Here is a 22,541-nt window from a genome sequence, read left to right on the forward strand (position 1 = left end):
GCGCAAGAAGAGCGCCGGACCGAGGCCGAAAAAGAAGAGCAGCGCCAGGCCTCAGGCGGCAAGAAGCCGGGCAAACCGGCGGCAGCGCCATCAGAGAAGTCCGGTGGCCATAGCAGCTGGTCTCGGAGGAACGCCGTTCGCTGTGCGGCGCTAAAGCCTGAGAGATCCTCGAAGAAGGATGATCTCTTTGCATATCATTATCTTCATATATGATACGCGAACAGATCATAAAGTTTTGACTTGCTCGCTGGATGAGATACCTTTGCGTATCATCGGGCATTGGAATAGATCGTATAAGTATCATGATGGCCTCTGAATCGGAAATTCTGCGCGAAATCGGTCGGCTTTTCAGGCAGGCGAGGCTGGCCGCTGCCATGACGCAGGAGCAGGTCGCTGATTTGGCGGGTATATCCCGTCCCCGCTATCGCGACATCGAAAAGGGAGCCGCAGCGGCGCGTGCGACGACGCTCATGAATATCGCTCGCGCACTCGGTCTGGAAATGATGATGGTTCCGCAAGTCATGGTGCCGGCTGTCCAGGCTCTATTGCGTCCGAATGATGATGACGATCGACCCGCTTTTGTTCCTCAACCTGACGATGACGATCATGGCTCCAGTTTTTCGCGCCGCTAAGACGATCCCGTCGCTGGACGTGCTCTTGAACGCACTGAAGGTCGGCACAATCGTTAGGACGCCGGGCGATTTCAATGCATTCAACTTCGATGAGGCCTACCGCGCGACGGGCGGCTTTCCGGTTTTCAGCCTGTCGTTCCGGGCAGCGACGGGAGGATTGCGGAAAGATCCGAAGCCTCTGGCGGGCGCCTTGCCCGCTTTCTTCGCGAACCTCCTGCCGGAGGAGAAATTGCGCGAGGCGATGGAAAAGCACCACGAAGGCATTGTCCGGCCAGGCAATGATTTCGATCTTTTAGCGGCGCTGGGCGCCGATTTGCCGGGAGCCGTACGGGCGTTGCCCAGTGACCGCGCGATAGCGGTTTCGCAGGATGCTTCAAAGCATAAGCCCAAGGCTCGGTTCTCACTTGCCGGCGTGCAGATGAAGCTGTCGGTCATGAAGAACACTGGAAAAGGCGGCGGCCTGACCTTGCCGATGGACCACGAGCAAGGCCGATACATCGCCAAGTTACCTTCGACGGCGTTTCCAGGCTTTTCCGAAAATGAATTCGCCAACCTGGCGTTGGCTGCAGCGATCGGCATGGAGGTGCCTGAACGCGAACTTGTCGAGAAGTCCGATTTCGAGGATATTCCCGAGGAATTCAACACGCTGTCGGAGGGCAAGGTCCTTCTCGTCAAACGCTTCGATCGGGGCGCCGATGGCGAGAGGATACACATCGAGGATTTCGCTCAGGTCTTCGGTGTCTATCCCTCGCGCAAATATGAGGGGGCCGCTTATCATGACATAGCCTTGGCCCTTGGCGTGGCCGTCTCGCCTACGGCGGCTCTCGAATTCGTCCGCCGCCTGGTGCTGACGGTCACCGGCAATGGCGACATGCACCTGAAGAACTGGTCTTTGATTTATCCCGGCAACGGCGACAAGCCGGTGCTTGCACCAATCTACGACGTTCTGTCGACCGTGCCATATATTCCCGCCGACGCCATGGCGCTTTCGCTTGGAGGGGAGCGTTCGTTCAAGGCGCTAGCAGCACCGCGATGGAAAGCATTCGCGAACCGTGCAAGGCTTCCGGAGCCGGCAGTCCTGAAGGCAGTGGTCGAGACCGTCGAACTCGTCAACGAACACTGGTGGCATCTGCCTGAGCGCGACGTTGTCGCGGCGAAAGTGCTCGAGCGGATCGACGAACATGTGAAGGCGATGACGCCGATCCTGAACTCCTGCGCCGATAAGTGAGCCGGGCCCCTTGGGTTGGTGATATGGCGGAATTATCGCCCGTGGCCCGGATGGATGGCCGTGGATCGAAGGTATGCCAGCGCGGCTCAAGCTTCCGCGCAGTGTCGATGAGGATACGCGAGACCAAGCACGTCAGCTCGCCGGAACAGAAGAGTTCGCAGCATCCCGCCAATTACCGCAAGGGGGTCGAGATGCTGTCGCCGACCTCAACACAACGATGCGGTTCGAACAATGCGTGACTGAGGATCGCGCGACGCTTTGTGTCGCCATTGTCGGGTCCGCTACACGGCTTGTTCCGACGATCTTTTCTTTGGCGTCAAGCTAAATGCCTGAAAAGCAACCATGAAATTATTCTTCGGTTCGACCAGCCAAATTGGCACGAGTCTTGAAACCCTTGGGTGCGAGGCGGCGACAGCTGCCCGACCGGCATTCATGTCGCGGCAGCCGCGATGAATGGAACGAAGGAAGGAAAGCTACATGTCAGGTTTGCGACAGATCGCCTTTTACGGCAAGGGCGGCATCGGCAAGTCCACCACCTCCCAAAATACGCTCGCCGCCCTTGTCGACCTCGGGCAGAGAATCCTCATCGTCGGCTGCGACCCCAAAGCCGACTCCACCCGCCTGATCCTGAACGCGAAGGCGCAGGATACGGTCCTGCACCTCGCGGCTCAGGAAGGTTCGGTGGAAGACCTCGAACTCCAGGATGTGCTCAAGGTCGGCTACAAAGGCATCAAATGCGTGGAGTCGGGCGGCCCCGAGCCGGGTGTCGGCTGCGCCGGTCGCGGCGTGATCACCTCGATCAACTTCCTCGAGGAGAACGGTGCCTACGACGATGTCGACTATGTCTCCTACGACGTGCTCGGGGATGTGGTGTGCGGCGGTTTCGCGATGCCGATCCGCGAGAACAAGGCCCAGGAAATCTATATCGTCATGTCCGGCGAGATGATGGCGCTCTATGCCGCCAACAACATCGCCAAAGGCATCCTGAAATACGCCCATTCGGGCGGCGTGCGGCTCGGCGGCCTGATCTGCAACGAGCGCCAAACCGATCGCGAGCTCGACCTCGCCGAAGCGCTGGCTTCCAGGCTCAATTCCAAGCTCATCCACTTCGTGCCGCGCGATAACATCGTCCAGCACGCCGAACTCAGGAAGATGTCTGTCATTCAATATGCGCCGGACTCCAAGCAGGCCGGGGAATACCGGGCGTTGGCCGAGAAGATCCATGCCAATTCGGGCCAGGGCACCATCCCGACCCCGATCACCATGGAGGAGCTCGAGGAAATGCTGCTCGACTTCGGCATCATGAAGACTGACGAGCAGATGCTTGCCGAGCTTCAGGTCAAGGAAGCGGCCAAGGCGGCCGCACAGTAACGACCGCTGTCGAACGAGGCGCGGCCTTGACCTGGCGCGCCTTTCAAAGAACGGCGCCTCGTTGGTGAGGCGTCACCCTGAACCTTGAAAGGGGTCCCATGAGCCTGGAATACGAGAATGACGGCGCCCTCCATGCGAAGCTTATCGAGGAGGTGCTGTCGCAATATCCTGACAAGGCGGCGAAGCGCCGCAAAAAGCACCTCAGCGTCGCAAAGAGCGGCGACGAGGCTGGCGAGGAAAGCGAGGTCCTTTCCGAATGCGAGGTAAAATCGAACATCAAGTCCATCCCCGGAGTGATGACGATTCGCGGTTGCGCCTATGCCGGCTCGAAAGGCGTGGTGTGGGGTCCAGTCAAAGATATGGTCCATATCTCGCACGGCCCGGTCGGCTGCGGGCAATATTCCTGGTCGCAACGCCGCAACTACTACGTCGGCACGACCGGCATCGACACGTTCGTCACTATGCAGTTCACCTCCGATTTCCAGGAGAAGGACATTGTTTTCGGCGGCGACAAGAAGCTGGAACGGATCATCGACGAGATCGAGGAACTGTTTCCGCTGAACAAGGGCATGAGCGTGCAATCCGAATGCCCGATCGGCCTGATTGGCGACGACACCGAAGCGGTGTCCCGCAACAAGGCCAAGGAGCACGAAAAGACGATCGTGCCGGTGCGCTGCGAGGGCTTCCGCGGTGTCTCGCAATCACTCGGCCACCACATCGCGAACGACGCGATCCGCGACTGGGTCTTCGAGAAGAAGGACGTCGAGTTCGAGGCCGGCCCGTACGATGTCAATGTGATCGGCGACTATAATATCGGCGGCGACGCCTGGGCTTCGCGCATCCTGCTCGAGGAGATGGGCCTGCGCGTGGTCGGCAACTGGTCGGGCGACGCTACGCTGGCCGAAATAGAGCGCGCGCCAAAGGCCAAGCTCAATCTCATCCATTGCTACAGGTCGATGAACTACATCTGCCGGCACATGGAGGAAAAGTATGGCATCGACTGGATGGAGTATAATTTCTTCGGCCCCTCCCAGACCGAAGCCTCTCTGCGCAAGATAGCCAAGCATTTCGGACCGGAAATCGAGGCCAAGGCCGAGGCGGTCATCGCCAAATACCGGCCCCTGGTCGATGCCGTCATCGCCAAGTACCGGCCGCGCCTCGAAGGCAGGACGGTGATGCTGTATGTCGGCGGGCTGCGCCCCCGTCACGTCGTCACGGCATATGAGGACCTGGGCATGGTTATCGTCGGCACCGGCTACGAATTTGGCCATAACGACGATTATCAGCGCACTGGCCACTACGTGAAGAAGGGCACGCTGATCTATGACGACGTGACTGGTTACGAGCTGGAGAAGTTCATCGAGGGGATCCGTCCTGATCTCGTGGGCTCCGGCATCAAAGAAAAGTACCCGGTCCAGAAGATGGGCATACCGTTCCGTCAAATGCATTCCTGGGATTATTCCGGCCCGTATCACGGCTACGACGGCTTCGCCATCTTCGCCCGCGACATGGATCTGGCCATCAACAACCCGGTCTGGAACCTCTACGACGCCCCCTGGAAGAAAAAAGCTGAGCCGTCGGCGGCGATCGCTGCGGAATGAAAACCTGGCCTCCCGGAAGCCGGGAGGCCGTTGAACGCCTGTGGCCCTTTGTCCGCGGGAGACCTGAAACGTTTCGACGTCCCTGTGCCGCCGTTGGGCCAGATGGAAAGAGGTAACCACCCATGCCGCAGTCGGCTGAAAAAGTTCTCGACCACGCTCCCCTGTTCCGCGAGCCGGAATACAGGCAGATGCTCGCCGAGAAGAGGTTGAATTTCGAATGTCCGCACCCGGACCAGATCGTTACCGACCAACGCGAATTCACCAAGACGTGGGAATACCGCGAAAAGAACCTCGCTCGCGAAGCGCTTGTCGTGAACCCCGCCAAGGCCTGCCAGCCGCTCGGCGCGGTGTTCGCGGCCGCAGGGTTCGAGCGAACCATGTCCTTCGTCCACGGTAGCCAGGGCTGCGTGGCCTATTACCGCTCGCACCTGTCGCGCCATTTCAAGGAGCCTGCTTCGGCAGTTTCCTCCTCGATGACCGAGGACGCGGCAGTGTTCGGTGGTCTGAAGAACATGGTCGACGGGCTCGCCAACACGTACCAACTCTACGACCCGAAGATGATCGCCGTCTCGACCACTTGTATGGCCGAGGTCATTGGCGACGACCTGCACAGCTTCATCGAGAACGCCAAGGACCAAGGCTCGGTTCCGCGCGACTTCGACGTGCCCTTCGCCCACACGCCGGCCTTCGTCGGTAGCCATGTCGACGGCTATGACGTTACGGTCAAGGGCATTTTGGAGCATTTCTGGAAAGGTGAGGAGCGCACGGAAGCCGAGGGGACCATTAATATCATTCCGGGCTTCGACGGTTTTTGCGTTGGCAACAACCGGGAACTCAAGCGCCTGCTCGATCTGATAGGCGTGTCCTATACCTTCATCCAAGACGCCTCTGACCAGTTCGACACGCCGTCGGACGGCGAATACCGCATGTACGACGGCGGCACCAAGATCGAAGACGTGAGGAAGGCACTCAACGCCGAGGCCACACTTTCGCTACAGCATTACAACACCCGAAAAACACTGGAGTATTGCGAGGGGGTAGGGCAGGCGACTGCCTCGTTCCATTACCCGCTCGGAGTCCAGGCGACGGACGACTTCCTGATGGAGGTCTCCGCGATTTCCGGCAAGCAAATCCCCGAGGCAATCCGCCTCGAGCGCGGCCGACTTGTTGACGCCATGGCGGACAGCCAATCCTGGCTGCACGGTAAGAAATACGCCATCTATGGCGATCCGGACTTTGTCTACGCCATGGCCCGCTTCATCATGGAGACGGGCGGAGAGCCGACCCATTGCCTCGCCACCAACGGCACCTCGGCATGGGAAGCGGAGTTGAAGGAGCTGCTTGCATCATCGCCCTTCGGTAAGGATGCTCAAGTCTGGGCGGGCAAGGACCTCTGGGCGATGCGCTCGCTGCTTTTCACCGAGCCGGTGGACCTGCTGATCGGCAGCTCCTATGGCAAGTATCTGGAGCGCGACACCGGCACGCCGCTGATCCGGCTGGCGTTTCCGATCTTCGACCGCCATCATCACCATCGCTTTGCGCTCATGGGCTACCAAGGCGGGTTGCGCGTACTGACGACGATCCTCGACAAGATCTTCGACAAGCTCGATCGCGAGACCAGCGAGACGGGCGTGACGGACTATTCGTATGACCTCACCCGCTAAGCGTGACGGTCGGCTTTGGCCGGTCGTCTTCCCGAGGGACTTTGGAGACCGACGCAATGTCCTTGCTCAGAGCCAAAATCCAGGATGTCTTCAACGAGCCTGCCTGCGAGACGAACCGCGGCAAGAATGCCACGGCGCGCAAAAACGGCTGTTCGAAGCCACTGACCCCCGGGGCGGCGGCCGGCGGCTGTGCCTTCGATGGCGCCAAGATCGTGCTGCAGCCGATCACCGACGTTGCGCATTTGATCCATGCGCCGCTCGCCTGCGAGGGCAATTCCTGGGACAACCGCGGTGCGGCTTCGTCCGGGCCAACGCTGTGGCGCACAAGCTTCACGACCGACCTCACCGAACTCGACGTGGTGATGGGGCAGGGCGAGCGGAAGCTCTTCAAAGCGATCCGCGAGATCAAGGAAGCGTATCGGCCGCCGGCTATCTTCGTCTACCCGACCTGCGTGACGGCGCTGATCGGCGACGACATCGAGGCCGTCTGCAAGCGCGCGGCGGAAAAGTTCGGCCTGCCGGTGGTGCCGGTCAATGCGCCGGGCTTCGTCGGCTCCAAGAATCTTGGCAACAAGCTTGCCGGCGAGGCGTTGCTCGAGCATGTCATCGGCACGGTGGAGCCCGACGATGTCGGCGCTTACGACATCAACATTCTTGGCGAATTCAACCTCTCGGGCGAATTCTGGCTGGTGAAGCCGCTGCTGGATCGGCTCGGCATCCGGGTGCGCGCCTGCATTCCGGGCGACGCGCGTTATTTCGACATTGCCTGCGCGCACCGCGCCCGGGCGGCTATGATGGTGTGCTCCACCGCGCTCATCAATCTCGCCCGCAAGATGGAGCAGCGCTGGGACATCCCGTTTTTCGAGGGCTCCTTCTACGGCATCACCGACACCTCGGAAGCGCTCCGACAGATCTCTCAGCTGCTCGTGAAGAAAGGCGCCGATCCGGAGATCCTCGGCCGCACCGAGGCACTGATTGCAGAGGAGGAGGCGATTGCGTGGGAGAAGCTCGCGGCCTACCGGCCGAGGCTCGAAGGCAAGCGCGTGCTGCTCAACACCGGCGGTGTGAAGTCCTGGTCGGTCGTCCATGCGCTGATGGAGATCGGCATCGAGATCGTCGGCACCTCTGTCAAGAAGTCGACCGTCGGAGACAAGGAGCGCATCAAGCAGATCCTCAAGGAGGACAACCACATGTTCGAGCAGATGACGCCGCGCGAGCTTTACGCCATGCTCTCAGAACACAAGGCTGATATCATGTTGTCGGGCGGACGCACGCAGTTCATCGCGCTGAAGGCCAAGACACCCTGGCTCGATATCAACCAGGAGCGCCAACACCCTTATGCCGGCTATGACGGCATGGTGGAACTCGTACGCCAGATCGACCTCGCCATTCATAACCCGATCTGGTGCCAAGTGCGGGAGCCGGCACCATGGGATTGCCAGCCTGCGGTGAGGGAGGAACTGCCGCGCACGAAAAGCGAGGCCGCGACCTTGCATGCTGTCCAGGAATTCGCCAGCACGATGGCCGACGATTACGGCGAGTGTTGAGGAAAGCCGATGGTCCGTATCCTTCCCCAGACCAAAGCGGCGGCGGTCAATCCGCTGAAGTCATCGCAGCCGTTGGGTGCCGCCTTCGCCTTCCTTGGGGTCAACGGCGCGATGCCGTTGTTCCACGGTAGCCAGGGGTGCACCAGCTTCGCGCTCGTGCTCTTAGTGCGGCATTTCAAGGAAGCCATCCCCCTGCAGACAACGGCGATGGACGAGGTGGCGACGATCCTCGGCGGGGCAGACCATCTGGAAGAGGCGATCCTCAACCTCAAGACCCGCACAAAGCCAACGCTGATCGGGGTCTGCACGACGGCGCTGGTGGAAACCCGGGGCGAAGACTGCGCAGGAGATATCGCCGATATCAGGCTGAAGCGCACAGAAGAACTCGCGGGTACGGAGGTGGTGCTAGCCAACACACCGGATTTCGACGGCGCGATCGAAGAGGGCTGGGCCAAGGCTGTCACCGCCATGATCGAAAGGATTACGCGTCCCGGCGAGCGGGCGCGGCAGTCGAAGAAGATCGTGATCCTGCCTGGCTGGAACCTCACTGTGGCTGATATCGAGCATTTGCGTGAGATGGTTGAAAGCTTTGGACTGAAGCCGGTGATTCTGCCGGACGTCTCCGGCTCGCTCGATGGTACGGTGCCCGACCGCTGGGTCACGACCACCTATGGCGGCACCAGTGTCGAGGATATCCGTGAGCTTGGCACGGCCGAGCAATGCATCGTCATCGGTGAGCATATGCGCCGCCCGGCCGAGCTGCTGCAGAGGTTGACCGGCGTGCCTTACGTGCTGTTCCGGTCGCTGACTGGATTGAAGGACGCCGACCGGTTCGTCTCGCTGCTGTCCGCAGTTTCGGGCGCGGCGGCGCCGGCTGGGGTGCGCCGTCGCCGGGCGCAGTTGCAGGACGCGTTGCTCGACGGACATTTCCACTTTGGAGGCAAGAAAATTGCGATCGCTGCTGAACCAGACCAACTCTACCAACTCGCGAGCTTCTTCATCGGCATGGGCTCCGAAATCGCGGCGGCGGTCACCACGACCGACATGTCGAAAATTTTGGAGGAAGTACCGGCGCAGTCGGTTCAAATCGGCGATCTCGGCGATTTGGAAGCTCTTGGCGCCAGCGCTGATCTTCTCGTCACCCATTCCCACGGCCGCCAGGCGGCGCAGCGCCTCGGCATTCCGCTCATGCGGGTTGGCTTCCCGATCTTCGACCGGCTCGGCATCCAGCACAAGCTCACAATCCTCTACCAGGGGACCCGCGACATGATCTTCGAGGTTGCCAACATTTTTGAAGCCAACCGGCACGCGCCGACGCCTGAGGCGCTTGATCCACTCCGTAAGCGAGAAATCCCAGATGAGCTCCGTTCGTCGCCTCTCGCTCGTCACTGACGAGGTTCACGCACCGACGCCGGAACGCCAAGCCGGCGCATTGCGGGTGGCGATCGCCACGCAGGACATGAAGAACCTCAACGCCCATTTCGGATCGGCCAGGCGTTTTGCTGTCTACGATGTGATGCGCGAGGAATGGAATCTCGTCGAAGCCGTGGCCTTCGATGACGTTTCCGACGAGAGCGGGAAGCACCGAACTGAGGGCGATGATCGCATCACCCCGAAGGTGGAGGCGCTGAAGGGATGTCATCTCCTGTTTTGTCTGGCGATCGGCGGACCTTCGGCAGCCAAGGTTGTTTCGGCAAAAATTCATCCGATCAAAGTTCCGCAGCCCCAAACCATCCAAGAGGTGCTGTTGCGCACGCAGATGATGCTCAGGACGTGTCCTCCCCCTTGGCTGCGCAAGGTGCTGGCGCAGGCTGGTGTCGCCGAACACAAACCGTCCTTCGAGGACGAGGACTGAAATGAGGAGTGGGCGAAATGTCTGACGCCGTGGTTAGCCCTGCTGTCGCCGAGGACGAGACGGCCCTTGCCACCCCGTTCGTCAAATGCCTCGTGCGGCTCGTCCGGGCTCATGATTCCCACGGGTCGTGGGAAGGCAAATCGGACGCCGAGCTGCTGGGCGACTTCATCATCACCAGAGAACAGCGCCGTGCGATCCCGATCATCGGCGATCCCGATCCGGACGTGCTGTGGAGGCTCGAGATGTTTTACACCGCCGTCGGGCTTGCGATCGAGGAGCGCTCCGGCCTGATGGCATCGCCGATGATGGAGATGAGCCATGAGGGCTTCGGGCGCGTGCTTCTCACGGCCGGGCGGTTGGTCGTTCTGTCGAAGACCCTGCGCGACGTCCACCGGTTCGGCTTCGAGACGTTCTGGAAACTCGCGGCCGCCGGTACGAAACTGGCCGGCGATGCGACCGCAGCCATTGAAGCCTATCCCGAGGTGGCGCGGGCGTGATGGAACCGCTCTTCGAGCCCGCGGATCATGCCAAGCCTTGAGGACAGGCCATGCTCAACCCACTCAGCCAAGGGGGTCGATGCCGATTTGGTTCTTGGGGTAGCGCTGATGAAGCCACTGGTCCTGATCTGTTCGCAAGATGCTGAGTTGTATCTGTTCCTCAGCCACATTCTGGGGGTGGACGGCTTCACGAGTGAGCCGGCAGGCGGCGTGAAGGAAGCACTTGCATTGGCCGATGAACGGGAGCTCCAGGCGGTAGTGCTGGACTGCGGGCCAGCAAGCGCGACAGGCTCCACAATCTGCGCCCGGTTCAAGGGGGAGCCCCGGACCGGCGGCCTGCCCGTAATTGCGCTGATCGCGCCCGGCGCCGAGAACCAGCACCTCGATCTCTTGAAGGCTGGTATTGACGAGAGCTTTGTGCGGCCCTTCGCGCCGGCCAAGCTGCTTGACTGTCTACGGATGAAGCTGGCGCTGCCAAAGCCGGGTTCGAACGGGATAAAAAACGGCAGCTGGCTCTGTTGCGGCAGCCTTGAGATGAAGCTCGATGCTCACCGGGTTCGAGGTAATGGCCACGACATCCATCTCGGACCTCTCGAATTCAACCTGCTGCGGCAATTTCTTGAGGCTCCCGGCAAGGTCTTCAGCCGAGACGAGCTGATCGACGCGGCCTGGCCGGACAATATCCATATCGGTGAACGCACTGTCGACGTACATATCAGCCGGATCAGAAAGGCGCTGAAGGCGGCCTCGCCAAGTAGCGTCATTCGTACTGTCAGGTCTGCCGGCTACTCGCTCGAGAAGCCGGACGACTGAATAGCGAACGGATGGTGTGCCACTCTCCATCTTAGTTGGAAGGCAAGTCTTGCGGCTTCGAAACGAGCTATGAGCGCGACTAACTCAGGGGAAGCATTCAAATGGCCTTCAAAAGCCTACTCAGTGTAGCGGGAGCTGACCACTCCGATCGGGACGTCAGAACAGCTGCGAGCTTGTGCGCCGAGGTCGGCGCACATTTGTCCGTCCTGATTATGTCGCCTCCGCCTCTCGTTATGTCGCCTCCGCCGCTGGGTGATGGCATCCCCGAATGGCCCAGACAACGCGCACACGCCATTGCCGCACTGGAAAAACGGTACAGGCAAATCGAGAGATTTTCACAGGACGCGGCCAGTCTGGAAAAAACATCTAGGGAAATTCACAAACTGCTGAGAGCCACGTGGCGGTGCTATGATGTCGATGTTGTCAACTGCGATCAGGCCAGCGTCGGTGACGCAGTGCGAGCGCGGGCGCTCTGCAACGACCTGACAATCGTCGGCCCCGCACTTCTCAACGACATTAACGTCGGTCCCCTTGTTATCAACGGCAGCCTGTTCGACACCGGAAAGCCGGTGCTTGTCGTGCCGGTGGGCGCTGAGGCAACTCTGTCTCCACGGCGCGTGCTGGTCGGTTGGGATTCGCGAGTCGAGGCGTCCCGTTCGGTTCGGGAAGCGCTGAATCTGCTAGCCGGTGCTGAGGAAGTTCGTGTCGCACTAGTCGATCCGGAGGCGACCTGCACCGGAAACGGCGCCGAGCCGGGAGCCGACATTGCTGCCTATCTCACTCGGCACGGTGCTCGGGTGTCGGTTGACCTGCTGGCGAGCGCCGGAAAATCGGCAGCCACGGTGCTCGCGCAGCACGCAATCGACACGTCTGCCGACATGATAGTCATGGGCGCTTATGGCAATCGCCGGCTGCGTGAGCGGCTCTTCGGCGGTGTCACGAGATGGATAGTTGGGAAGCCGCCATTGCCGCTGTTTTTGGCTCGCTGACTGGTTCCGCAGTAGCACCGATGCTGTTCCAAGCTCTACTCCCCTGGTCACCTACCCTGATGCGAAGTCGGAGAAAGGTCGCCGCAAACGAGCAGGTTTCGCGAAGCTCATAAGCAACTTGCAAGCGCCGTCGCGAAGAACATTGCCCGGACGCCTCTAACGCGCTCGGTGTCTGCTCGCCGAGACAACGAAACGCGCAGACAAACGGGCGGGCAGAGGCCCAGGCGTCCTCAATGCGCTCAAAACACCGATCCTCGAGCCGGCGTCAGGTCGAGAAAGAGAGTCGTTTCAGTGCGGCAGGCCGCGTTCGGACCGTAGCCTCATCGTATTGGCGTTATCACGATTTCCTTCACCACTGGCCGGGAACTGAACACGGCAACGACCGTGCAGCGGCCAAGGCACCGACCTTCGAGTCCGACGGTCGGGCTCTTGCCGGCCCTCGGCGCGAACGGTGGCATCAATCACGTGTCATCGCCTGGGATGGTAGCCGGTCAGCGGCGAGGGCGGCCGCATCTTCGGCGTTTTCAGTCGGTCCGGCCCAACCCGCGTGGCGACCGAGTGGTCTTTGGCCGGTCAATTCCGACAACGCTCACATTCGCACCAGGCGGTCCCTGTAGGGCCTGTGACGGGACACAGAACGACAAAAGCAGGAATCCGGGAGAGTTCACCGCGCCGGCACATGCCGGCACTCATCCTGGCCCTCTTCGCCACGATCATCATCGTCAATCTGGCGAAGACGGTACTCGCGACCCGCAGCCGGACATGACCGGCTTCGTCGTGAAGAACTCCTGCGTCGCCGCCAGGAATTCAATCGCAAAGCGGAAGAGGTAGGGCAGAGGCGATGCTCGGATGGAGCGGCCCCTGCAATCGCAATGGCGTTCCGCTACCACCTGAGCGACCGAAACGGCAAGAAAGCTCAAGCGAGCTTGAGGCGGACGATGATGACGAGCCTGGCGGTAGCCAATGCAGTCATAATGTCCATCTGCTCGTGCCTCAGCCCGAATATATGTCGAGTCGTCCGTGGCCACGCTTCTCTGGCGACGCGAAGCGCGTGATGCGTGTCCAAGACCTGACAGTGGCAGAAAACATGTCGCGTCCAATACAACCGGCTATCTTGGCACCCGGAGGTTTTTTAAAGTGGAATCAAGCATTTACTGCGCGCTGAGCGCATTGGCACGGCCTTTGCGAATTGAGATTCAGCAACACTGAGTGAAGGCTGACTGCACGCAGATGCGCAAGACGAGCGATGCTCTCCCTTCCTTGAACCCTCGTTCCCCGTCTCAAAGGGGGAACAAGCTTGCGCATTGGCAACAGCTTTGGAGAGCAAAATGGTATTGCAGATGAAGTCACCGGCTCCTTCGATCAAGTGGACACCTGGCTGCGTGGCGAGCCCCTGACGAACTTCCAACCCGGCAAAGTGTATATATCGTCGAATTTTGGGCAACTTGGTGCGAACTGTGTGTGGCGGAGATGCTCGATCTGATGCGGCTCCAGGAAAAATACAAGGACGGCGGACTTGAGGTCATCGGCGTCGCGGCTGATGAAGACGCTCCAACGGCCATTGAGGCTCGAACCAAGTTGGACGCGTGGTTGACCGAAAAGTGCTCGCATCTGAACTATCGGATCGCGTTCGACTACACAGGTGAAATGAACAAGCTTTGGATGAAACCCAGCTTTTCCGCCGGGATTCCGACTTCGTTCGTGGTCGACCGAGACGGCCACATCGCCTTTATCGGTCATCCCAGCCAACTCTATGAGATTTTGCCGAAAGTGCTCAACGGCAGCTGGCGCACCAGCGATAAAGCGAAAGCCGCCGATACGGAGCGGATCGCCAGAAGCGAGTCCATGGCGCGTGAACAAGCGTTGAAGAAGCCGATCGATGACAGATTCTGGGGGGCGGTGAAGTCAGAAGATTGGAAGACGGCGCTCTGGGCGATCGAAGAGGGCATCGCCTTGATGCCGGACGACATCAATTTCCGCTTGGCTCATGCGCATCTGTTGCTTCACAAAATTCAAGACATGTGGACCGGCTTGCCCGTGATGCGCCAATTGGTTCGCGAAGCGATCGACAAAAACTCCGAGGACTGGATGGTTTCGGCGCTAGACCAACTTTTCCATCCGGCCAATGACCATTCGCGCCTTCCCCCTGCTGAGCGCTTCGCGATGGGCAAGGAGCTGTCCGAACACATCCTGGTGCTGAATCCCCCGCAAGGCGACAGCCCTAAGTTCCGGTCCTATCCCGCGGTCGCCCGGTACTATCACGAGAACGGCAACAATGATCGCGCGATCGAGTTGGTCGAACTGGCACTGACGTCGCTGGACGGTCCGGAGCCTATCCCGGCCGAATTGAAAGAGCAGCATCTGCCGGATTTGCTGCAGGCCCTCGCCAAGTACAGGGGTGGGAAGGTTTGTTGCGGCGCTCTCTTTGCGGCTCCGCAAAACAATTTCCCGAAGGTGCCAAAGCGCGGTCGGCCGAGGAGAAAAACAAAAAGGGGTGATTGGTCAAAATGGCTTACTGGCCAATTCGTCCATTTCCCTGGCGTGACGGCAGCAAGGAGGGTCCATGCAGCACTTGGTCGATCGTTTGCAGCAGGATCGAGGCTCGAATCTTCATGGCCTCCGGCCGCATTGCGGCGGAAGTGATGTTCGACGCGAATTCGCGTGGAAGACTTCGCAGTCGAGGACGTGTTCAAGGTCGGCCAGAGGGACATCGATTGCGTGGAATCAGCCGCGCCGACCCGGGCGCCGGCTGCGCAAGTGTGCCCGAAGTAGGCGTCCCAGAAAACAGACATCGTGCTTCGAGGAAGAGGACTGAAATGAGGAGAAGGCGAAATGTCTGATGCCGCGGTCAGCCCGGCTGTCAACGAGGACGAGGCGCCCCTTGCCACGCAGTTTGTCAGATGGCTCGTGCGGCTGATCGGTGCTCAAGACTCCTACGCCTCGTGGGAAGGCAGCCATCGAAGCCTATTCCCGACGTGGCACGGGCGTGAAGAAACCGATTTCGAGGAAGGATTTATGTCAAAGCTAGATGAGATGGGGAAGAAAGTCCGAAAGCTTCAGCTGCGCGCGGCAGTTGCCAAGATGAAATTGCGCGACCTTGCAGAGAATCTCCCGGGAAAATGGACGGAGATAGAGGAAGTTGCCCAAGAAACGTCGGCGGTTTTTGCCGAGTTGGATGGTGCCAAGAGAGCGCTCGCTGCAATGAAGAAGTTACGATGACGAGCACATTTATCACCCGCGACGGCTCCGGATGGGTGCCGGAATATCTCACCGCTATAGACGGCACGACCTGCATCGGCTGCGGCCGCTGTTTCAAAGTCTGCTCTCGCGAGGTCATGCATCTTTACGGTGTCGATGACGCGGGTGAAATCCTCGGCGCCTGCGACGGTGAAGACGACGATTTCGACGGCGAGCTCAATCGCATGATCATGGTCGTCGACCATGCCGGCCGCTGCATTGGCTGCGGAGCCTGCGGCCGCGTCTGCCCGAAGAACTGCCAGACCCATGTTGCGGCCGACCAGGTCGCAGCATGATCTGAGGAGACAAGACCAGGAGAACGGCGTTGCCCTTTAGAATCTTTTGTCGCGTCCTGGGGCTGGTGCTGTGCAGCACCGCACTGACTGTGTACTTCGCTTCTCATTCCATCGGCACAGTAGTCGTCACCACGTTGGCTTGTTCGCTGCTCCTTCAGCTGGCGTATTTCGCAAGCGTGCTCTTTCTGATCTGGCGGTCTGGCTACGTTAGCCGAGCTGGCCAAAGGGCTGAGCATTTCGGCAGTTGCAAGGAAGTTGGATGCGAGCCGCCAGACCTTGATGAGGTGACGAATGAATCCGCAGATTTGCTCCAGCGCGATCAAATGCTGGCCATATCGCTGCTGCTGCCTTGAGGCGCCGTGACAAGGTCAGTGCCCAAGATAGCGCCACTTTGGACCAACCATCAACATTGAGCAGATATTAGAAGGAATACTGCGCTTGAGAGGTCCATGGTGACAGCAATCCGGTCATTCTAGATAATCCAGGAGATGCAGTTCTTGAATGCCGAACGCATTGGGGTAATCTCTCGCACGCCGGCGTGCAGTTACAACTCTCAATGACGAACGAGGCGCTGGAAATAGGTAATGGGACTCTTCTGGCGCCGGATAATGCAGATGACGTCAAATCAAAGACGCCTCTCGAATGAATTGTGAATGGCTAATTCAGCTCCATCGCGTGTTTCCGGAGAGAAAATGCTGGAAAAGTTCGAACGCTATCCGCTCACATTTGGACCCACGCCCATCGAGAAAGCTCGACCGCCTCTCCAAGCATCTGGGGGGCAAGGTGGAAATCTACGCCAAACGCGAGGACTGCAACTCCGGTCTCGCGTTCGGCGGAAACAAGCTCCGCAAGCTCGAATACATCATCCCCGACGCGATCGCGTCAAACGCTGATACGCTCGTCACCATCGGGGGTGTGCAATCCAACCATACGCGCATGGTCGCTGCGGTCGCCGTCAAGATCGGCATGAAATGTCTCCTGGTTCAGGAGAGCTGGGTACTACATGAGGACGCCGTCTATGACCGGGTTGGCAACATTCTCTTGAGCCGGATCATGGAGCAGAGGTGCGCCTTGTCGACGAGGGCTTCGATATCGGCATCCGCCGCAGTTGGGAACAGGCGCTCGATGAGGTCAAGTCAAGGGGCGGCAGGCCCTACGCGATACCGGCTGGAGCGTCTGTTCACCCGAATGGCGGCCTTGGCTACGTGGGGTTCGCGGAGGAGGTGCGCGCCAGGAGAAACAGCTTGGGTTTGCCTTCGACTACATCGTCGTTTGCACGGTCACGGGGTCAACGCATGCCGGGATGCTCGTCGGATTTGCCAAGAACGGTCGAAAGCGCAGCGTGATCGGTATCGATGCCTCTGCCACCCCCGCCAAAACCAAGGCGCAGGTGCTCAACATTGCCCAACATACAGCGAAGCTCGTTGATCTCGGAACGGTACTCGCCGAGGATGACGTGGTGTTGCTCGAGGAGTGCGCTTACCCCCGTTATGGCATTCCGTCCGAGGAGACCAAGGATGCCATCCGTCTGTGCGCGCGGCTCGAGGGTATGATTAACGACCCCGTCTACGAGGGCAAATCGATGCAAGGGATGATCGACCTCGTCCAGAAAGGCTTCTTTCCAGAGGGATCGAGGATCCTCTACGCGCATCTCGGCGGCGCGCCGGCAATCAACGGTTATGGCTACACCTTTCGCAATGGCTGACGCTCGACAGATTGCGATTGCCCTCCCGTGCCGTGCCAGCGATGCGCTCCAAGTTCGTTCGGGGGCCTGCCCGGCAAACCGGGGACCGGCTGTTAACTGCGCCCAACGCGAAGGTGGCCGGGTTCATTGTACGCATCCGGTGAAGCCCGGTGAAGACCGCAGACGTGCGCATCCGGCGGCCAGGAGAACCTGAGCACCGGAGTGCTGGGGTCAAGCTTTCTTTGGGGAGACGCGATGATATTCTTCGAGGAGGAGTTTGACCTCCTCGATCCCTTCATCGGTGAAGGCCAAGATCCCGTCGTCATCGTTGGCGCCGTAGACCCAGATGACGCCGTCCTCGGGCTCGAGACCGAGGGTCAGGTCCTGGATGAGCGCTTCGCTGACGCCGAGGTCCCTGGCGACACGATCGACGGTGTAGACGTGATGCACCCTATTGCGCTGCATGATCAAGCCGCCGCTGGTTGGGTCCGCAATTTTGCGGATCTCCAATTCCACGGCAGCAAATCATCGATCCGATGGGCCGGATAGGCGGGCAGTCGGGCGAGGACGTCGGCGAGCCAGGCCTGCGGGTCGACATCGTTCATCTTTGGCGCTGACGATCAGGCTGTAGAGAACGGCAGCGCGCTGTCCGCCGCGATCGGAACCGCAGAACAGCCAAGACTTTCTGCCGAGAGCCATCTCGGGGTCATTCTGCCCATGTTGGGCAGGAGGTCGAGGTCCATTACCGTTGGCACCCGTATTTCGGACGTCGGCTTCGCTGCGAGAACAGCGAAGAGCGCGCCAACGGCCGGATCATTCATCTCGTCGTCGCGCCCGGGCATGTCATTACCGCTCCGGCTTGGATGATCGATCCCGTGGCTTGCGCGGCGATGGACCTGGGCCCCCCGCGCGTATCGCTTGCCGCGCTGCTTGAGCTACACAAGCTCTTGATCGAACGCCGTTTCCGGCGAGGCTCTCCGGATGGTTTCACCATCGCGGAGGCGCAACATGAGAACCCTGCCACCCCCGACACGATCTCTCGTGGTCGTTCGCCAACTCAGCTTGCCGCTCGACTCGGAGAAGCTGAACGGGCTGAGTTCAGCGCAACGGACCATAGTGATCGCCCGGCTCGCCAACGTATTGATGGCCGCCGCCGGCGTGGCAACGGAGGAGGAGAGCTGCGATGACGAGCGGTAATCTGATTCCGACTGCCGTCCTCAAGCGCAAGGCCGTCGTCTATGTGCGTCAGTCCACTCAGGCGCAGGTTCAGCTCAACCTTGAGAGCCAGCGTCGGCAATATGAGCTTGTCGACGTCGCGCGGCGCTGGGGATTCCGCAAAGTAGAGGTGATCGACGAGGATCTGGGACGAACCGCAAGCGGGGCTGTGGAACGTCCCGGTTTCGAGCGCCTGGTCGACGATCTGTGCACCGGCCATGTGGGCGCCGTGCTTTGCCTGGAGGCGTCCCGCCTGTCGCGCAACGGGCCGGACTGGCATCGGCTGCTCGAGTTGTGCGGGGAAGTCGATGCACGCGTGATCGATCTGGACGGAGTCTACGATCCGGGATTGCCGAACGACCGCCTGTTGCTCGGTATGAAGGGCAGCATCAGCGAGTTCGAGCTCGGCGTGCTGCGTGCCCGCATGTACGAGGCCGCCCGTGCCAAGGCACAGCGCGGGGAACTGCGCATCTCCGTGCCCTTCGGCTATGTCTGGCACCGCGATTACGGTCTCGGGTTCGATCCCGACATGCGCCTGCAGGAGACCATTCGTCTGATCTTCGCGCGTTTCCGCGAACTCGGCAGTGCGCGGCAAGTGTTGATCTCGATGATCGATGACGGCGTGCATTTCCCCAGACCCTCCGACGGCAACAAGATGGTGTCCTTCGACTGGGTTCCGATCCGCTACCGCAACGTGATCTCGATCCTGAAGAACCCGTTCTACGCCGGCGCCTATGTCTATGGTAAGAGCGAGAAGCGCACTGAGATCGTCGATGGCCGCGTTCGCAAGAGCTATGGCCATTACAAGCCGGCTAGCGAGTGGGCGGTGGTGCTCAACGACCATCACGAAGGCTACATCGGATGGAGCGAGTACGAACGGAACCAGGAACTGCTCGCGGCCAACGCTTATGGCAAAGCCGGCGGCGTCAAGTCGGGCCGCGGCGGTCGCGCGCTGCTCCCGGGTCTCATCTCCTGTGGTCGATGCGGGCGAAGACTGGTTGTCATGTATGCCGGACGCGGGCACGGTTATCCGGTATATCGCTGCGAGCGCGGCAACCTCATGATGGCCCAGGCGCGATGCATGTCGTTCAACGGCTTTCGCACCGACGCGGCGGTGACCCGCGAAGCGCTGGAGGCGGTTGCGCCGATGGCGATCGAAGCGGCGTTGGAGGCTGAACGCATGCAGCTGGAGAGCGAAGCCAAGCGGCGGCAGATGATCGAGATGGACCTGCAGCAGGCGCGCTATGAGGCATCGCTCGCCGAGCGCCGCTATGCCGCTTGCGACCCGGAGAACCGGCTTATTGCGGCCCAGCTCGAGAGGAGTTGGGAAGCCACGCTCAGGCGCGTGGAGACCTGCGAGGCCCGGCTGAGCGAAGTCCAGCGTGTGGAGCCTGTCGACGCGGTTCCGGACTTCACGGGCCTCGCCCAGAATCTCGAGGCCACCTGGAACGCGCCAAGTGTCGACATGCGCTGTCGTCAGCAACTGCTGCGCGCGCTCATCAAGGACATCGTGGCGGATGTCGATGACGATGCGCGCGACGTGATCTTGACCATCCACTGGCACGGAGGCCAGCACTCGCAGGTACGGGTTCGCAAGCCCAAATCCGGAGAGCATGGCCAGCGTACGCCTGAGGAGGCTCTGGCGATCATGCGATCCATGGCAACCCGATGGTCGGATGCCGAAATCGCTGCCACACTCAACCGCATGGGCATGCAGACCGGTCAGGGAAAGACCTGGACCGCGCGTCGCGTCCAATCGCTGCGCACGGTGCACAAGATCAGCGGCTATCGCTCTTCCGACAAGAATGGCGAGTGGCTCACCATGTCGGACGCGGCCGCCCGGCTTGGAGTCTCGCACGTTAAAATCCGCCGGTTCATCAGGGATGGCCTCTTGCCCGCCGAGCAGGTCATGCGCGGCGCGCCCTACCAGATCCGCGCCAGCGACCTCGAAGACGAACGGATCAAGGCCGATTTGGCGCGCAATACTCCGCGTCGCATCCACGACGACAACCAGGAATCGCTGTTTTCCGCCATTTGAAAAGGAGGTGCATAATGAATCGGTCTTCGCGATGCCGCGCAGGGCTCGCTCGGCTGCATTGTTGGATAGGCAAATCCGCCCATCGTCGAGGAACCGGGTGAAGGATGACCAGCGGCGCAGCATGTAGTTGAAGGCCTTGGTCAGATCGTGTCCGCGCGAGAGCTTGTCGCGCGTCTTGATCATCCAGCGCTCGAGTTCGGTGACCAGCGGCGCGCTCCGCTCCTGGCGCACGGCGTGGCGTTGGGCCGGCGACAGGCCGTTGATCGCGCGCTCGATATCGAACAGGGCATCGATGCGCTTCACGGCTTCGACCGCCAGCGGATAGACCAGGTTGGGCTTCTCGCCGTGCGCCTTCTTGCGCGCCGCCGCTTCGACATCGGCCAGCTCGAACACTTTGCGCCGGCTGTGGGCCCAGCAGCTGGCCTCCAGAACAGGCGCCGGCTGACGACCCGTCGCATAGAGATCGCCATAACCACCAAAGGCATCGGCCTGCAGAATGCCGCTCCAGCCGGCGAGATGCGCCGCGGGATGTTCGCCTCGGCGATCGCGGGAATAGTAGAACACTGCCGCCGGCGGATCGGCGCCGCCGAACGGTCGGTCATCGCGCACATAGGTCCATAATCGGCCGGTATCGGTCTTGCCCTTGGCCAGGACCGGCACCGTCGTGTCGTCGCCGTGCAGACGCGAAGCGGCCAGCACATGGGCTTCGAGCTGCTTGAACAGCGGCATCAGCGCCGCGGCGCCGGCGCCGACCTGGTCGGCGAGCGTCGACAGGCTGAGCGGCACGCCTTCGCGGGCATAGCGTTCGGCCTGGCGGTTAAGCGGCTGATGCTGGCCGAACTTCTCGAACAGGATCATCGCCAGCAGGCTGGGACCGGCCCAGCCGCGCGGGGTGGCGTGGAAGGGCGCCGGAGCCTGGCTGATCGTCTCGCAGTCGCGGCAGGTGAACTTCTCCCGCACGTGCTGGATCACCTTCCATTGCCGCGGCACCACCTCCAGCGTCTCGGTGATATCCTCACCCAGCTTGCGCAGCCGATGACCGCCGCAGCAATGGCAAGCGGCCGGCGCCGGCTCGACCACGCGTTCGCGCGGCAGATGCTCGGGAAATGGCTGGCGCGTCGGTCGCTTGCGCACATAAGGTGCCACCTCGGTGGTCCGGGCCGCTGCCTGCTCGGCGGCGATCTCGTCTTCCGTGGCCGTGCTCTCGAGTTCCTCGAAGGTGAGTTCCATCTGGTCGTGCAGGCGGGCTGAGCGTTCAGAACTCTGACCATGCAGCGCCCGCTGCAGCTTCCGGATCGTCAGATGCTGATGCGCGATCAGCGCCGCATCATCCGATGCCTTGGCCCTGGCGACCGCCAGTTCGGCCTCTACCAGCGCAGCGCGCGCGGCCTCGTCTTCGGCTCTGGCCAGCGCCGCGGTCAGCGCTGCTCTCAGCGCGCCAATATCGTCCGGAACAGCATCCTGGGCGGTGGCAACCATGCCCTGGAGTGAATCATAAAACGCGTCCGCTGACTCGCGGAAAATGGCGCAAACTCAAAGAAAAACTCAGCCCGCGCGCTGCGGTCGGAACGTGTGAAGCGGGTTGCGCCAATCGATGCCGTCGAGCATGTAGGCGAGCTGCGCCGGTGATATGGAAACCGTGCCGTCCGCCGGCGACGGCCATAGAAACCGGCCCTTCTCGAGCCGTTTTGCATATAGCGACATGCCGAGCCCATCATGCCAGATAATCTTCATCAGGTTGCCGTTGCGGCCGCGGAAGACATAAAGATCGCCGCTGAACGGTTATGTGGCGCGCCACATAATGCAGAGCGTTTTTAGCTTGGCGTCGCGACAATGAGGCGGGTGGGAAGAGCCGCTGCCGTGGATCGCGACGG

17 protein-coding genes and 6 pseudogenes are annotated in these 22,541 nt (G+C 60.8%); 18 read left to right on the plus strand and 5 right to left on the minus strand.

Annotation, left to right across the window (positions count from 1 at the left end):
• Positions 1-305 precede the first annotated feature (305 nt).
• From NKI19_RS24730 to NKI19_RS24810, 17 genes and pseudogenes are all read left to right on the plus strand, one after another.
• Positions 306-632, plus strand: a complete 327-nt coding sequence (locus tag NKI19_RS24730) for a helix-turn-helix domain-containing protein (RefSeq protein WP_352565968.1) — start codon at positions 306-308, stop codon at positions 630-632.
• Positions 607-1,860, plus strand: coding sequence for a type II toxin-antitoxin system HipA family toxin (locus NKI19_RS24735; protein ID WP_352566078.1), 1,254 nt, complete (start codon positions 607-609; stop codon positions 1,858-1,860). Before NKI19_RS24730 ends, NKI19_RS24735 begins: the two co-directional genes overlap by 26 nt.
• 477 nt (positions 1,861-2,337) lie before the next feature.
• Complete coding sequence (nifH, locus tag NKI19_RS24740; protein ID WP_352565966.1) at positions 2,338-3,231, plus strand: nitrogenase iron protein; 894 nt, start codon at positions 2,338-2,340, stop codon at positions 3,229-3,231.
• 98 nt (positions 3,232-3,329) lie between these two features.
• Entirely contained in the window at positions 3,330-4,832 is a 1,503-nt protein-coding gene (nifD, locus tag NKI19_RS24745) for a nitrogenase molybdenum-iron protein alpha chain (RefSeq protein ID WP_352565964.1), read from the plus strand.
• Positions 4,833-4,954: 122 nt separating this feature from the next.
• Positions 4,955-6,496 carry a nitrogenase molybdenum-iron protein subunit beta gene (gene nifK / locus NKI19_RS24750; protein ID WP_352565962.1) on the plus strand — a complete coding sequence of 514 codons (1,542 nt, stop codon included), beginning with the start codon at positions 4,955-4,957 and terminating at the stop codon, positions 6,494-6,496.
• A gap of 56 nt (positions 6,497-6,552) precedes the next feature.
• Positions 6,553-8,043, plus strand: coding sequence for a nitrogenase iron-molybdenum cofactor biosynthesis protein NifE (nifE, locus tag NKI19_RS24755; RefSeq protein ID WP_352565960.1), 1,491 nt, complete (start codon positions 6,553-6,555; stop codon positions 8,041-8,043).
• 9 nt (positions 8,044-8,052) lie between these two features.
• Complete coding sequence (nifN, locus tag NKI19_RS24760; RefSeq protein WP_352565958.1) at positions 8,053-9,435, plus strand: nitrogenase iron-molybdenum cofactor biosynthesis protein NifN; 1,383 nt, start codon at positions 8,053-8,055, stop codon at positions 9,433-9,435.
• On the plus strand, positions 9,401-9,898 hold the full coding sequence (nifX, locus tag NKI19_RS24765; protein ID WP_352565957.1) for a nitrogen fixation protein NifX: 498 nt from the start codon (positions 9,401-9,403) through the stop codon (positions 9,896-9,898). Before nifN ends, nifX begins: the two co-directional genes overlap by 35 nt.
• Positions 9,899-9,915: 17 nt before the next feature.
• Positions 9,916-10,395, plus strand: coding sequence for a NifX-associated nitrogen fixation protein (locus NKI19_RS24770; RefSeq protein ID WP_352565955.1), 480 nt, complete (start codon positions 9,916-9,918; stop codon positions 10,393-10,395).
• 27 nt (positions 10,396-10,422) lie between these two features.
• Positions 10,423-11,208, plus strand: a complete 786-nt coding sequence (locus NKI19_RS24775; RefSeq protein ID WP_352565953.1) for a response regulator transcription factor — start codon at positions 10,423-10,425, stop codon at positions 11,206-11,208.
• A gap of 101 nt (positions 11,209-11,309) precedes the next feature.
• Entirely contained in the window at positions 11,310-12,197 is an 888-nt protein-coding gene (locus tag NKI19_RS24780) for a universal stress protein (RefSeq protein WP_352565952.1), read from the plus strand.
• 1,328 nt (positions 12,198-13,525) lie between these two features.
• Positions 13,526-14,675, plus strand: a pseudogene (locus NKI19_RS24785) (TlpA disulfide reductase family protein); the annotation flags it as partial.
• A gap of 537 nt (positions 14,676-15,212) precedes the next feature.
• The gene (locus tag NKI19_RS24790; RefSeq protein WP_352566076.1) at positions 15,213-15,416 is read left to right on the plus strand and encodes a CCE_0567 family metalloprotein; all 204 of its coding nucleotides are present in this window, start codon (positions 15,213-15,215) and stop codon (positions 15,414-15,416) included.
• Complete coding sequence (fdxB, locus tag NKI19_RS24795; RefSeq protein WP_023679742.1) at positions 15,413-15,730, plus strand: ferredoxin III, nif-specific; 318 nt, start codon at positions 15,413-15,415, stop codon at positions 15,728-15,730. Before NKI19_RS24790 ends, fdxB begins: the two co-directional genes overlap by 4 nt.
• 29 nt (positions 15,731-15,759) lie before the next feature.
• Entirely contained in the window at positions 15,760-16,083 is a 324-nt protein-coding gene (locus NKI19_RS24800; protein ID WP_352503058.1) for an exopolysaccharide production repressor protein, read from the plus strand.
• 289 nt (positions 16,084-16,372) lie between these two features.
• Positions 16,373-16,672: pseudogene (locus tag NKI19_RS24805) on the plus strand (pyridoxal-phosphate dependent enzyme); the annotation flags it as partial.
• A gap of 265 nt (positions 16,673-16,937) precedes the next feature.
• A pseudogene (locus tag NKI19_RS24810) lies at positions 16,938-17,435 on the plus strand (pyridoxal-phosphate dependent enzyme); the annotation flags it as partial.
• Between the two features lie 210 nt (positions 17,436-17,645).
• Here NKI19_RS24810 and NKI19_RS24815 read toward each other — a convergent pair.
• From NKI19_RS24815 to NKI19_RS24825, 3 genes and pseudogenes are all read right to left on the minus strand, one after another.
• Positions 17,646-17,879 (minus strand): hypothetical protein, encoded by a 234-nt coding sequence (locus NKI19_RS24815; RefSeq protein WP_352503478.1) that lies wholly within the window; start codon positions 17,877-17,879, stop codon positions 17,646-17,648.
• Positions 17,880-17,881: 2 nt separating this feature from the next.
• Positions 17,882-18,113: pseudogene (locus NKI19_RS24820) on the minus strand (transposase domain-containing protein); the annotation flags it as partial.
• Positions 18,035-18,256, minus strand: coding sequence for a hypothetical protein (locus tag NKI19_RS24825; protein WP_352951245.1), 222 nt, complete (start codon positions 18,254-18,256; stop codon positions 18,035-18,037). The pseudogene NKI19_RS24820 and the gene NKI19_RS24825, both read right to left, overlap by 79 nt.
• A gap of 341 nt (positions 18,257-18,597) precedes the next feature.
• Between NKI19_RS24825 and NKI19_RS24830 the strand changes: the two genes are divergently transcribed.
• Positions 18,598-20,667 carry a recombinase family protein gene (locus NKI19_RS24830; protein WP_352566074.1) on the plus strand — a complete coding sequence of 690 codons (2,070 nt, stop codon included), beginning with the start codon at positions 18,598-18,600 and terminating at the stop codon, positions 20,665-20,667.
• Between the two features lie 27 nt (positions 20,668-20,694).
• Here the strand turns inward: NKI19_RS24830 and tnpC are convergent.
• Positions 20,695-22,146, minus strand: a pseudogene (gene tnpC / locus NKI19_RS24835) (IS66 family transposase); the annotation flags it as partial.
• Between the two features lie 66 nt (positions 22,147-22,212).
• Positions 22,213-22,437: pseudogene (gene tnpB / locus NKI19_RS24840) on the minus strand (IS66 family insertion sequence element accessory protein TnpB); the annotation flags it as partial.
• Between the last annotated feature and the right edge of the window lie 104 nt (positions 22,438-22,541).

Origin of the sequence: Mesorhizobium sp. M0751 (assembly GCF_040320265.1) — a bacterium.
In the GTDB taxonomy this organism is placed as follows: domain Bacteria; phylum Pseudomonadota; class Alphaproteobacteria; order Rhizobiales; family Rhizobiaceae; genus Mesorhizobium.

What these genes read in the sequence shown, in the direction of transcription:
- NKI19_RS24730 (WP_352565968.1), top strand. Translation starts at nt 306, where the DNA reads ATGGCCTCTGAATCGGAAATTCTGCGCGAAATCGGTCGGCTTTTCAGG.
- NKI19_RS24735 (WP_352566078.1), top strand. Translation starts at nt 607, where the DNA reads ATGGCTCCAGTTTTTCGCGCCGCTAAGACGATCCCGTCGCTGGACGTG.
- nifH (WP_352565966.1), top strand. Translation starts at nt 2,338, where the DNA reads ATGTCAGGTTTGCGACAGATCGCCTTTTACGGCAAGGGCGGCATCGGC.
- nifD (WP_352565964.1), top strand. Translation starts at nt 3,330, where the DNA reads ATGAGCCTGGAATACGAGAATGACGGCGCCCTCCATGCGAAGCTTATC.
- nifK (WP_352565962.1), top strand. Translation starts at nt 4,955, where the DNA reads ATGCCGCAGTCGGCTGAAAAAGTTCTCGACCACGCTCCCCTGTTCCGC.
- nifE (WP_352565960.1), top strand. Translation starts at nt 6,553, where the DNA reads ATGTCCTTGCTCAGAGCCAAAATCCAGGATGTCTTCAACGAGCCTGCC.
- nifN (WP_352565958.1), top strand. Translation starts at nt 8,053, where the DNA reads ATGGTCCGTATCCTTCCCCAGACCAAAGCGGCGGCGGTCAATCCGCTG.
- nifX (WP_352565957.1), top strand. Translation starts at nt 9,401, where the DNA reads ATGAGCTCCGTTCGTCGCCTCTCGCTCGTCACTGACGAGGTTCACGCA.
- NKI19_RS24770 (WP_352565955.1), top strand. Translation starts at nt 9,916, where the DNA reads ATGTCTGACGCCGTGGTTAGCCCTGCTGTCGCCGAGGACGAGACGGCC.
- NKI19_RS24775 (WP_352565953.1), top strand. Translation starts at nt 10,423, where the DNA reads ATGCCAAGCCTTGAGGACAGGCCATGCTCAACCCACTCAGCCAAGGGG.
- NKI19_RS24780 (WP_352565952.1), top strand. Translation starts at nt 11,310, where the DNA reads ATGGCCTTCAAAAGCCTACTCAGTGTAGCGGGAGCTGACCACTCCGAT.
- NKI19_RS24790 (WP_352566076.1), top strand. Translation starts at nt 15,213, where the DNA reads ATGTCAAAGCTAGATGAGATGGGGAAGAAAGTCCGAAAGCTTCAGCTG.
- fdxB (WP_023679742.1), top strand. Translation starts at nt 15,413, where the DNA reads ATGACGAGCACATTTATCACCCGCGACGGCTCCGGATGGGTGCCGGAA.
- NKI19_RS24815 (WP_352503478.1), bottom strand. Translation starts at nt 17,879, where the DNA reads ATGCAGCGCAATAGGGTGCATCACGTCTACACCGTCGATCGTGTCGCC.
- NKI19_RS24825 (WP_352951245.1), bottom strand. Translation starts at nt 18,256, where the DNA reads ATGCCCGGGCGCGACGACGAGATGAATGATCCGGCCGTTGGCGCGCTC.
- NKI19_RS24830 (WP_352566074.1), top strand. Translation starts at nt 18,598, where the DNA reads ATGACGAGCGGTAATCTGATTCCGACTGCCGTCCTCAAGCGCAAGGCC.